Below are 12,240 nucleotides of genomic sequence, written 5' to 3' on the forward strand. Positions count from 1 at the left end.
GTTGTTTTTGTGAAGGATTTGTAACGGTTTTGTTAAGAAATGAGGATTCACTAAAATTCTGGTATTTTTACTAAATTATTTTCATTTTTCGGTTTGGTTTTTCATTTAAAAGCGTATACTAGTAGGTGATTAAGCGTTTTCATATAAGGAGGATTTTTTCATGCAGATTTCATCCGAAGTATTTGGCCAAAAAGACGGCCACGACATTGAACGGTATACAATTACAAACAAAGACGGTAACTTCATTAAGGTGCTGACACTTGGTGCCACCTGGCAATCATTCACGGTGAACGGTACCCCATTGATCGCCCATTTCGACGACCTCGCCCACTATGACAGCCCCGCATCATACAGCCTGTGCAAGTCCATCGGCCGGGTGGCTGGTCGGATCGGCAAGGCGACTGCCACCATCGACGGTAAGGAAGTGCATTTCGACCAAAACGAAAACGACAACACCTTACACGGCGGCTTTCACGGTTTCTCAGAAATCATTTGGGACGCTGAACAATCCATCCGCGATCACGATGCCAGCGTGACCTTTTCACGCCACATCACCAGCGATGAAGATAACTTCCCAGGCGATTTGGATGCCCGGATCACCTTTACGCTGACTGACGACAACAAGGTTTCCATCACCTTCTCTGCTGCTTCAACAGCCGCAACCCTGTTCAACCCAACGAACCACGTTTACTGGAACATCACCGATGGCCAAAAAGACTTGACCACCCAGCTGCTCCAAGTTAACGGTTCACGCCGGCTTGAACTCAGCGACAAAGATAAGGTGCCAACGGGTAACTTTGTCGACGTTGCCGGTACCGGTTACGACTTCACCAAGACCCGCGACATTCCTAGTGCCCTAGCCGACATTAAGAAGGAAACAGGCAAGATCGAAATTGACGACGCCTACGAAGTTACGCCAAGTGCCGACAAGCCAATTGCCACTCTGAGCGACAGCGCCTCAAACCGCCACGTTGATATCTTCTCTGACCGGAACTCGTTAGTGGTCTTCACCGCTAACCCATTTGACCAGTCGAAACCATACAACGCACTGGCCACTGAAGCACAGACTTTGCCTGACGCTATCAACCATGACGGCTTCGGTGACATCACCCTGCCATCCGGCAAATTACAAGAATACACAATTAGTTATCAATATTACGAAAAATAACGTGTAAAAGCGCTTACAAGTAGGGTATAATAAGAAACGTAAACAACTAACAATTCTCAACTACACTACAAAAAATCACCCTAGGCCTGTTGTCTAGGGTGATTTTTTGTACTTTGAGTACCCATTGACGCTGTCAGACAAAAGACCCGGCGGACGTATACGGTCTAAGTCCGTTGAATTCTGCAATTTGAACCAGCTTCTGGCTTTCGTTAAAAATCTAAATGGCGTTAATACATGCTTCTAGCGTATCCGCCATCAACTGCCTGAAGCCAACAGCCTGCTAACCTGTCTCTGTTGGCTGATCTCATTTCTTAGCCAGGTAGCGTGTCTTGAAAAACAGCCACTGCTTCAATACGCGATTGTTCTTGTTAAAAGCACCCATCATGTAACGTAAACTAACGTCATTTACCAAGCTCAATCAAAAGTCGCACAAAAATGTTGCCATGAATTGAATTGATACCCACCAATTCAACACTAAGTTGTGAAAACTGCAAATAGTCTGATACAATACTCTATGCACGAGATAAGAGCGTAATATATAGAAAAAACACAAAAGCCAATCAAAAGAATGGACGTAACAATGACAACACCACAAAAACATTATAATCATCGTAACAATAACCGCCGGCCGCAACAGCGTCAGGCTGACGTTCAGGTTGAGATCGGCCAACGGTTCCCGCTGACCATCAAGCGGATCGGTATCAACGGCGAAGGAATCGGCTACTATAAGCGCAAGCTGGTCTTTATCAAGGGTGCGCTACCGACTGAAGTTGTGGTCGCAGAAGTGATTGGTATCAAGCCAAATTTTCTGACGGCTAAGATTCACCGCATCAAGACCCCCAGCAAGGACCGGGTCACCCCGCGTGACGCCTACGCTGACCAAGTGGGCGGGTTTGAGCTTGAGCACCTTGCATACCCGGCCCAGCTTGATTTCAAACGCGATGTGATTGCCCAATCACTGGAAAAATACAAGCCCCACGGTTATAAGCACTATGAATTGAAACCGACGATCGGCATGGATAATCCTTATGCATACCGAAATAAGGCGCAGTTCCAAGTGCGTAAGACCGCTGAAGGCCAAGTCATCGCCGGTTTGTACGAAGAAAATAGCCATAACCTGGTTGACCTGGCCACCTGTTCCGTTCAAATGCCCGCCACAATGGCTGTGATGCGCTTTATCGTTTCACAGTTGCAAGACCTCAACGTCGCCATCTATGACGAACGCCACGAGACCGGCCTCGTGAAAACGGTGATTGTGCGGGTGGCTGCCAAAACTGACGAAATTCAGGTCGTATTCGTGACCACGGAACGCGCTTTTCCGCAAAGCGACGACCTGGTCAGCAGTTTGCAGGCCAAGTTTCCGAACATCGTGTCGATCATGCAAAATATCAATCCCGTTAAAACCTCACTTATTTGGGGAGATGAGACGATCCGCTTAGCTGGAAAGTCTCAGATTCGCGAAGAACTCAAGGGCTTAGCGTTCAACTTATCTGCGCGGGCATTTTTACAGTTGAACCCCTATCAGACAGTTAAATTGTACGACGAAGCCCTCAAGGCACTGGACCTTGGTGAAAACGAAAACGTGGTCGACGCTTACGCCGGTGTCGGCACGATTGGTTTGTCGGTCGCTCACGCTGCGCATGAGGTGCGTGGGATGGACATCATTCCTGACGCCGTCAAAGACGCCAACGAAAACGCAGCGTTAAACGGCATCACTAACGCCCACTACGAAACAGGCAAGGCAGAAGACGTGATTCCACGCTGGGTAGACGAAGGCTTCTCGTTTGACGCCCTCATCGTTGATCCGCCGCGGACTGGTTTGGATGACTGGTTGATTCGAACCATTTTGGAAACCACCCCGAAAAAATTCGTTTATATTTCCTGCAACCCATCGACCCTCGCTCGTGACCTCAAGGAACTGACAACTGAATACCACGTTGACTACATTCAATCAGTGGATATGATGCCGCAAACGCCTCGGTGTGAAGCAGTTGTGAAATTTACACGGGCCGAATACTAGCCAATTTCAACATTTTGTCTTATCATTGATGAATAACTTTTAAAGAGCCAATTTGAAAGAAGGTCTATCATGCAAAATCCGTTTCAAAACGGCGATAATAACGAGGGACCAAACGGCTTGCCAGTACCACCAAACTATGCGACCGTCAAAAACGAAAAGGGCGACGTCCGAATCGCCAAAGTTGGCTTTTCTTGGACTACACTGATTTTCAACCTCGTCGTTCCGATTTTTCGCGGCGACTGGTACAATCTGCTGTGTATGATCGGTATCGAAATGGGTGTCCTTTTTGGCATCTACACCCTGCCCACAAACAACATGGTCAACTACGCCATGAGCATCGCCAGTATTGCCTTCAACCTGGTCTGGGCCGGGCTGTACAATATGATGTACTTCCGCCACTTGTTCAACAGAGGCTTCAAACCCGCTACAGACCGTTCAAAAGACTTACTGACACGGGCTGGATACTTGCCTAAATCGATGCGATAAGCGATTCAAAGCATGGTGAGCGTACCGGTGACATGCCACCCACTGAGCGCCGACTATCTGCGTTGACTACGAAGCCAAGCGGAGTCAATAAAAGTTGGCGAATCGCTCACCCTCGATTGCTGGTTTGACCATGACAGGCGATGCATTTGATATTGAAAAAAACGCAACCAAAAAAGCCCACCAGACTAACTCTGGTGGGCTTTTTCTTACGCCTTGTTTCTCCCGTATCTGCCTTTAGTGTTTCCCGGCTGTCAAATTCCGGTAAATGCTGTCGCTAATAAAATCATTGGCATGCATCCAAACAACGTGCCCAAGGGCTTCGGAAATGTGTTCCTCTGCCGGTTGGTCCTTGGCGTCAGGCACCGTCTTCATTGCCGGCATCACACCCAAGTGAAAGGCACTCCAGATACTGAGGCCAAACAGTGCGCCCTTCCCCGACTTGATGAACGGCAGGTAATGCCCGGCCACACTGTACAGCACCGCAAATGACGTTGAAAACCCAAAGTGGATCAGGAAGCCCGCAATCGGCATCTTCTGTTTCGAGTAAGTGTAGGTTGCGTTACGAATCTTTTCTGGCACCCCGACCTGTTCCATTAAATGCTGCGGCGGATTCACTGCATCCCGCTCTGGGGTTCGCGGCGGCAAAACGTTTTCCCAGCCCAACTTAACGAGACCTGAGAAGACACCGGCAATCGTGCCCGCAATCACAGCTGCTTTTAAATCGATTTTTGACATGGTGATCCTTCTTTCCGAAACATGATGTCCATTTGCTTCATTATAAAACGCTTTCTGTGATGGGAACAGCGAAGATGCTTTGGATCGGCGCCGATTTTATTAAAAGAGACTAACCGGGGGATGATGTTGGTTAGTCTCTTTAAATTTGTATCTGGTTTAATGATGTTTGGTTTTTAACTGTGTGGATCGGTGATGACAATTAACTCACCGGCGGTACCGCTTTGCGTTTTGGGGTGACCGTGCCCGTTCCCTATTCGTTTTGCTCCGCGCACTACTCCGTTTTAAACGCCCTGGTTGCCTCAACCGCCACTTGCCACCCGTTATAAAGTTTCTTCCGTCGATCCTCAGTCATGTCTGGTTCAAAGGTCTGACCATCCGCGTGGATCTTTTGAATATCATCCAAATCTTTCCAGTAGCCAGTCGCCAGCCCCGCACAAAACGCGGCGCCCAGTGCGGTCGTTTCTTCATCACTGGAGCGAACGATCGGCACATTCAAAATATCCGCCTGGAACTGCATCAAATAACGGTTCCGGGACGCCCCGCCATCGGCCAGCACCTCGACTACGGGCATGCCCGTGTCCTGGCGCATAGTGTCAATAATATCGCGGGTTTGATACGCGATCGACTGCAACGTGGCCTTCACAAAGTCACTTCGATTCGTCCCACGGCTCAGGCCAAACACGGCTCCGCGCGCATCCTGATCCCAGTATGGTGCCCCCAAGCCGTTAAACGCTGGGACCACGTATACTTCATCATCGTCCGTCGAGGCCATCGCTACCTGGCGCGACTGCGGCACGTTGTCGATAATTTTCATGCTTTCGTGCAGCCAGTTCAGTGCAGTGCCAGCAACGAAGACCGACCCTTCAAGCGCGTACGTCATTTTACCGCCGAGGTCATAGGCGATGGTCGTCAGCATTTTATTGTTGGAGAACTGCGGCTTGTCGCCCGTGTTCATCACGATAAAGGCCCCGTCACCATAGGTGTTTTTAACTTCACCCGGCTTGAAGGCCATTTGGCCGATCAGGGCGGCCTGCTGGTCACCCACTAACCCGGCAATCGGCACTTCGGCCCCGTAAAATTGATAGTTTTTAGTGGTGCCGTAGACTTCTGAACAACTGTGCACCTCTGGCAGCAGTTGTTTCGGAATGTTCAGCATCTTAAGAATGTCATCGTCCCACTGCAGGTCGTTGATATTAAACATCATCGTTTGACTGGCGTTCGTGTAGTCGGTAATGTGCAATTGCCCGTCAGAGAGCTTCCACGTTAGCCAGCTGTCGATGGTGCCCATCAGCAGCTCGCCCTTTTCAGCCCGTTCCTGCGCGCCCGGCACGTTGTCCAGTAACCAGCGGACTTTCGTGGCGGAAAAGTAGGAGTCAATGACCAACCCAGTTTTTTCGTGAATCACATTTTCGTACCCATCGCTGACCATTTGCTTAGCGATGCCGGCCGTCTGTTTTGAGAGCCAGCCGATGGCGTGGTAAATGGGCTGGCCAGTCGTTTTATCCCAGATGACCGTGGTTTCACGTTGGCTCGAAATGCCGATACCATCAATGAATTCCGGGTGCACCCCAGCGTCGATCAATGCACTGGCAATCACCGACTGTACAGAATTCCAAATCTCATTGGCATCCTGTTCCACCCAACCGTTGTGCGGATAGTATTGCGGAAACGTCTTTTCACTCTCAATCACCTTGCGTCCCGAATGATCAAACAGCATCGCCCGGGTAATTGAGGTCCCCTGATCGATTGCAAGAATATAATGTTCCGGCTCCTTCATTGACATAGCTTTCAGCCTCCACTTATTAGACATGCCCTAAACGGCGTTACGTTTTAGAAAACGATTTCATAAACTGATATTATCATAGCATAACTGCTGCCGTCATTTGATTTGTCTTAAAATTGCACTTTCTTAATGATTGGTCTAGCATTAAACGTTTGCTTTCACCTTAGCAACACGATTAAATATAAATGGTATAGGTGGACTATTTGTGAAAAATAAAAAAATAACCGCTCGTTCTTTTATTAGAACGGCGGTTACTTTACTGATAATCCTAGAATGTTTGGAGCAGGTCTCAAAAGACAATGCTTTTAAACGATTAAAACCGGTTTTTACCCACGTGTCCGTTTAGCGACTCTCGTGCTGCGTTCAACTAAATCCGCAAACAGCGCTTTTGAACTCGCGTGGTGCTTATACATATTTTCTGGGTGCCACTGCACGCCAAGAATCTGGTCGTTTTCAATGGATTCCGCCGCTTCGATCACCTGATCATCGGCTCGAGCCGTCACCTTCAAGGTTGGTGCCACGTCGCGCAACGCCTGGTGGTGCCGTGAATTAATGTAGGGCCGTTCCCCCGCAATCTTATACAACCGGCTGTCGGGAGCCACAGTCACGTGGTGTGACGGCATGTTGCCCGGTGCCAACTGGTTGTGTTTCAAAGTGACGTGCGGGTCTTGTGACAGATCTTGGTAGACAGTGCCGCCCAAACCAATGTTGACCAGCTGCATACCGCGGCAGATTCCCAAAATAGCTTTGCCGCGAGCCACTGATTGTTTCAATAATTCAATTTCAAACAAGTCGCGTTTGCGGTAGGTCGGTCCTAACTTTTCAAAGGGCTCTTCGCCAAAGAATGTGGGATCCACATCGTAACCGCCTAAGAAACAAACGCCGTCAAACAAATCCATATAGTCAACCACATCATCCGGATCAACACTAGGCAAGATTACTGGCACGCCGCCAGATTTGACAACCGCTTCGATTGCAGGACGCGGCGCATACGCTGCGTTGCGTTCATTGATCACGTTAGTTGCTTCAGCTAACGTATCAGCGGGTAAAGCAATTCTTGGTCGCAAGTTTAAGGCCCCCTTTTAGTATTGGTTCTTGTGCCCCTGGTCACCATCAACCGGCTAAGTTCATGGCGCTTACTTCCGAAAAGCACATACTTAAAGTAAGAAAATAGCACGCCTTTCGCGGAAAAGCAAGACACACGCTTCAGTTGCTCTCAACATCCTAGTTTACCATGATTTGGTGGTCGTTAATGCGGGTTTCATCGGTTTTTTTCCTGACAGCGCAGTCATTTTTAGTTTTTACTTGCCGTTATACCCGACAATTCCGGTATCGGACGTTAAATCATTTAACAATCTAGTCCAATTAGCGTACATTAGATATGTAACTATTCTTTGAAAATGAGGTAGATTGTAATGGCAATGACAGAACGTCAATTAATCCAGGAAATTCTGAACACTGTGTCCCTCATCTACGATTTTGAAAACGCTGATGAAGATACTAGTGAATACACCTTGCTGATTACACAGCAGGATAACGACAACCGAGATTTGGAAACGGTTAACACAGAAATGCGGCACTATTTTGAGGATGCCAATTTCGATTGCAAGGAAGAGTTGCATCCTACCAATACAGATAAACCTGCTGATGTGCGGGTAACCATTAAACGATAAGCTCTTATACAAGGTCTGAGGATTTTCCTTCTGTTAGCAACGCTACATGCTGCTCATAATGGATTGCTGTTATCCAAAAGCGCAGCACCAAATTGCAGTTAAAGACAGTTTGCTGCGAATGCGCACTCGACGGCATATTAGTCTCCCTACAGCAATGCTTCTCACATTGAGTAAAACGCAGTGCCATTTTCCTCTGTGTTGATTCACTTGAATGGCGCAGAATTAATAATCCTCGCAACATTAAACCAAACAATAAGTAACCAATAGAAAAGACATTCTCGCTCATCAAGCGAAGAATGTCTTTTCTTTAGTTATTTTCTCGTTAATTCATCATGTCTTGCAAATAAGTAAACGTCCTGTGACTCTCTGGCAAATTCGGCCATAACAGATAATCGTGCATCATATTTTTAAACTCATGAATATCAACATCGGTGCCGTCAGCCGCCACCAGTTTCTGTGCCAAAGCGTGGTGCTCCGGCAGCAAAACTTCCTTGGTGCCATAGAATAACCCGATTTTGCCTAAATGATCTAAATTAGCATTGATCGGGCTCACCAGCGGGTCAGTCAACGCCAGCTTACCAGCATATTTCTTTGCAACTTCGCGCAAAACCGGTAACGACAACTCCGGGTCAGCATCGGCCCCCGCCTCAAACGAAGGCTCAGTCATGGCCAGATCCGACCACGGTGACACCAGCAGCGTGCCAGTTGGCATCGGTAATTTCTGATCACGCAGCGTTTGCAGTAAAACCAACGCTAAGCCGCCGCCCGCTGAATCACCCAGCAAGTAGTAGTCGTCCAGTGGAAATTGGTCACGTAATTTCTGGTAGGCTTTCACGGTAAACGACACGGTGTCCCGCGCCGTATACTCTGGGGTTAGCGGAAAATCGATCGCGGTCACGTTCGCACCAGTATCAGCCGACAACAGTTTCATCCACTCACGGTGACTCTCGGTTGCCCGTAACGCGTAGGCGCCCCCGTGCAATAAAATAATGTGCTTTGACGCCGCTTCCTGAGTGACCAGCGTTACCAGACGGCCGTTTGGCAGTTCTGTGATTTGGACTCTTTCCGGCGCGGCAAACTTGTCCGCTGCCAGTTCATCCGTTCGCCGGCCAGGATGCCGAAATCCCGCTGCCACCTGCTGTTTCAATCGTGAATGTCTTGTTTTAAAAAGTAACCAATTACCGCTTAAACTCACACTAGCCACCTGCCATAATTAATTTAGTCCTGATCCGCGTTTCGAATCGTGAACCGTTCCTGATGGTGCTCCGGCGATTCCAGCTCATCCAAAACAGCCAACGCCATGTTACCCGTTGTCAATTCAGATTTGCCATCCGCGTCAAACATCACATCGTTACTACCCATAATATACCCCGTTGCGGGGCCCGGCGTAAAGTTCCGCTGTGGTGAAACGGCCACCCAGTCAACGTTATCAACCATTTGTAAAATGGCTAATTCGTGCGACTGATTCAACGGTACCCCGATCCAGTCTTCATGCCCGGGAGCCTGCAATAACTGACTGATCAATGGGTTGCCATCCGGCATATTTAAACTGGCCGCCCCGACGATCACCACCAGACGCGTCTTTGTATCCCGTAAATCGTGAACGAGTTTCGCTGCGAGATCCATATGCAGGTATGCCAACGGTGAGCCCATCGGCACCCCAAATGCATCCACGATCACATCGAACTGGGTCAGGTCGTCCTTTGTCAGTGCGAACCCGTCCTTGACCAGCAGCGCGGCGTCCGTTCCCAGAACCGCCTGTGCCTTTTCAGCGTTCCGTACGATGGCCGTTGCCTCGTGCCCCCGTTTGATAGCTTCTTCGTAAATCTTCGACCCTGCCTTGCCGTTGCCGCCAATAATTGCAATTTTCATGATAGTCACCCTTCCTATGTGTGATTAGTACAGTAAGTATAACGCTTTCAAAACGGTATCTAAAGCAATGTGGACCGGACCTATCGTCTGACTTTTCGGTCAATTTAATGTACAATAGATGCAGAAATCTCAAGGAGGCACCCTATGCAAACGACAAACCAACGATTATTAGATATTAGCGGTGGCATTAACTTTCGCGAACTCGGCGGCTATCCCACGGTGGATGGCCGCACAGTCAAATGGCAGCGTGCCATTCGAACGGCCTCGCTTGCACGGCTGACGGACGACGACCAGCAGACACTCATCAACTATGGCGTCAAGGTTGACGTCAATTTCCGGTCCAACACCGAGATCACTAAGGAACCCGACCGCGTCCCAACGGGGGTTCGTTACCAACACCTGCCCGTTTTCGAGGAGGACCAGACTGATAACTCAAAGACCCAAGCGGAGATCCAGGCAGAACTGAAGGAAAAGGCTGAAAACGGCTTTCAGCACATGCTGGACACCTACCACGACATGATCACCACTGAAAAATCCCACGAAGCGTATCAGCAGTTCTTTCAAACACTGCTGACAACCGAAAACGACGTTGTCCTGTTCCACTGTACCGCCGGCAAGGATCGGACCGGCATGGGCGCTGTGTTCTTCCTAAACGCACTGGGCGTTGCCCAACCCACCATCCGACAGGACTACCTGCTGACCAACCAGGTTGCTGCCGGTCTGCTCCATCGGCGTTTAGAATCAGCCAAAGCAGAAGGTGTCAGCGGCCAATTATTAGATTCGATCAAAGCCCTCTGGCGGGTATCCGATGCCTACTACGAAAATGCCATGACCGCCATTCGCGATGACTACGGCGATATGCACGGGTTTTTGACCAAGGCACTTGATTTGTCGGACCAGGACATTACTGATCTGCAAACCCTATACCTGACTAAGGCTTGACTTAATTCGTAATAGTTTTAAACTAGTGTGGTCTACTTTAATAAGGTAGACCGCACTATTTATATTAGAAATAGATATAAAGGTTAGTTAAATAACTTAAAAAAGATTAACTGTTTAACAACAAGAAAAGAGGCTCCCGATGAATAAACGACTACTCACACTGACGCTCCCCTTGGCTGCGGTTTCTGCCGGAGCTGTTTACATGAGCAATAAGCTCTTTAACGTGGCCTTTAAGCGGGTCAACTACGTCCCAGAAACCTCTGCGGACAAACAAAAATACGCGGACGAGTACTACGCCTACGTGGACTGGTACCGCCAAATCCCCCACGACACATGGTATTTGAACGAAAACGATCCGGATAAAAAGTTGGTCGCAAGCTACATCCCGAACCCGGCAGATCAGGGTAAAACGGTCATTATTTCCCACGGGTATAAGGGCAACCGTGAAACAATGGCAAACTACGCCAAAATGTTTTACGAACTCGGCTTTAACATCCTGTTACCAGATGACCGTGCCCACGGTGACAGCGCAGGTAAATACATTAATTTCGGCTGGCTTGACCGGTTAGATTACATTCACTGGATCGAGCAGATCATCGGCAAGAACGGTGAGGACGAAAAGATTCTCCTGTTTGGTGTCAGCATGGGCGGCGCCACGGTCGAAATGCTGTCAGGTGAGAAATTGCCTTCGCAAGTCAAAGCCATCATCGCTGACTGCGGGTATGCCAGCATCCGTGAAGAACTCGTTTACTTGCTGCATAACCAGTATCACCTGCCGGAATACCCTATCGAACCACTGATCAGCACGATTACGAAGCAACGTCTGGGGTATTACTTAAACGATGTTTCGTCTACTGAACAACTAAAGAAAAACCGGCGGCCAATTCTATTTATCCACGGTGGTAAAGATACCTACGTGCCGGTTAAGATGGCTTATGAAAACTACGCCTCAACCAAGGCACCAAAGCAGCTCTGGATCGTGCGCAACGCCAGTCATGCTGAGAGTTTTTGGTACAACCCTGCTAATTATAAGCACCGGGTTAGTGAGTTTTTGGGGACTTATTTTAAGTAGAGACAGTGTGGAGAAAGGCGTTTAGGGGGCGGAGCAGAAGCGACTCTGACCCGAAAAGTCCGGTTCTGACTTTTTGGGTCAGAGTCGCTTCTGCAGTAGCCCCCTACCTTTCGGAACACGTTTAGTCTATAAAAAAGAGACCCACGTCGCCCAAATCAGCCAGTAAACAAACCCCGGCAAAGCAGGCCCGCTTTTTTTGATCACAGTCTCTTCAACTCTGCGCTCATCATTTCTAACTCACCCAGCCAAAAACAAGTTCAAAATACAGATACCAGTCACATCAAACAAGCAAGCAAGTGACAAATCCAAATTCGGAATTTTCCATGACCACTCTGTCTGACGCGCAGGTCGCTAACTTTTTGCTATAAGATCATTCAAAGAGATAAGTTCAAAAAAGCTTCCTAGGCAGCCAAGTCGAAACGAGCTCCAGGAAGCTGGACCGAACCCCAGTACTTGAACCAGAAATCTCTGGAGGTACTGGTATGAAGA

Annotated in this window: 11 protein-coding genes; 6 read left to right on the forward strand and 5 right to left on the reverse strand. The window is 48.6% G+C overall.

Going from position 1 to position 12,240, the window contains the following annotated elements:
* Positions 1 to 160 precede the first annotated feature (160 nt).
* The 3 genes from FC82_RS04440 (at position 161) to FC82_RS04450 (ending at position 3,674) form a co-directional block, all read left to right on the forward strand.
* Positions 161 to 1,168, forward strand: coding sequence for an aldose epimerase family protein (locus FC82_RS04440; protein WP_056996318.1), 1,008 nt, complete (start codon positions 161 to 163; stop codon positions 1,166 to 1,168).
* A 580-nt stretch (positions 1,169 to 1,748) separates the two neighbouring features.
* Complete coding sequence (rlmD, locus tag FC82_RS04445) at positions 1,749 to 3,188, forward strand: 23S rRNA (uracil(1939)-C(5))-methyltransferase RlmD (protein ID WP_056996319.1); 1,440 nt, start codon at positions 1,749 to 1,751, stop codon at positions 3,186 to 3,188.
* Positions 3,189 to 3,257: 69 nt separating this feature from the next.
* Positions 3,258 to 3,674, forward strand: coding sequence for a hypothetical protein (locus tag FC82_RS04450; RefSeq protein ID WP_054761757.1), 417 nt, complete (start codon positions 3,258 to 3,260; stop codon positions 3,672 to 3,674).
* A gap of 234 nt (positions 3,675 to 3,908) precedes the next feature.
* On the opposite strand, the gene FC82_RS04455 is transcribed toward FC82_RS04450, so the two are convergent.
* The 3 genes from FC82_RS04455 to FC82_RS04465 form a co-directional block, all read right to left on the reverse strand.
* Entirely contained in the window at positions 3,909 to 4,409 is a 501-nt protein-coding gene (locus FC82_RS04455; protein WP_054761762.1) for a DUF1440 domain-containing protein, read from the reverse strand.
* A 271-nt stretch (positions 4,410 to 4,680) separates the two neighbouring features.
* On the reverse strand, positions 4,681 to 6,192 hold the full coding sequence (glpK, locus tag FC82_RS04460) for a glycerol kinase GlpK (protein ID WP_082620192.1): 1,512 nt from the start codon (positions 6,190 to 6,192) through the stop codon (positions 4,681 to 4,683).
* A 326-nt stretch (positions 6,193 to 6,518) separates the two neighbouring features.
* Complete coding sequence (locus tag FC82_RS04465) at positions 6,519 to 7,259, reverse strand: gamma-glutamyl-gamma-aminobutyrate hydrolase family protein (protein WP_054761767.1); 741 nt, start codon at positions 7,257 to 7,259, stop codon at positions 6,519 to 6,521.
* A 354-nt stretch (positions 7,260 to 7,613) separates the two neighbouring features.
* Between FC82_RS04465 and FC82_RS04470 the strand changes: the two genes are divergently transcribed.
* On the forward strand, positions 7,614 to 7,865 hold the full coding sequence (locus FC82_RS04470; RefSeq protein WP_054761782.1) for a hypothetical protein: 252 nt from the start codon (positions 7,614 to 7,616) through the stop codon (positions 7,863 to 7,865).
* 322 nt (positions 7,866 to 8,187) lie between these two features.
* Here FC82_RS04470 and FC82_RS04475 read toward each other — a convergent pair whose 3' ends face one another.
* Entirely contained in the window at positions 8,188 to 9,012 is an 825-nt protein-coding gene (locus FC82_RS04475) for an alpha/beta hydrolase fold domain-containing protein (protein ID WP_162260920.1), read from the reverse strand.
* A 71-nt stretch (positions 9,013 to 9,083) separates the two neighbouring features.
* Positions 9,084 to 9,737, reverse strand: coding sequence for an NAD(P)H-binding protein (locus tag FC82_RS04480; RefSeq protein ID WP_054761778.1), 654 nt, complete (start codon positions 9,735 to 9,737; stop codon positions 9,084 to 9,086).
* 144 nt (positions 9,738 to 9,881) lie between these two features.
* Between FC82_RS04480 and FC82_RS04485 the strand changes: the two genes are divergently transcribed.
* Together FC82_RS04485 and FC82_RS04490 are read left to right on the forward strand one after the other, a co-directional pair.
* Positions 9,882 to 10,679 (forward strand): tyrosine-protein phosphatase, encoded by a 798-nt coding sequence (locus FC82_RS04485; protein ID WP_054761780.1) that lies wholly within the window; start codon positions 9,882 to 9,884, stop codon positions 10,677 to 10,679.
* 139 nt (positions 10,680 to 10,818) lie between these two features.
* Positions 10,819 to 11,751, forward strand: coding sequence for an alpha/beta hydrolase (locus tag FC82_RS04490; protein WP_056996320.1), 933 nt, complete (start codon positions 10,819 to 10,821; stop codon positions 11,749 to 11,751).
* The last annotated feature ends 489 nt before the right edge of the window (positions 11,752 to 12,240 follow it).

This window comes from Secundilactobacillus collinoides DSM 20515 = JCM 1123 (assembly GCF_001435975.1).
Lineage (GTDB): Bacteria > Bacillota > Bacilli > Lactobacillales > Lactobacillaceae > Secundilactobacillus > Secundilactobacillus collinoides.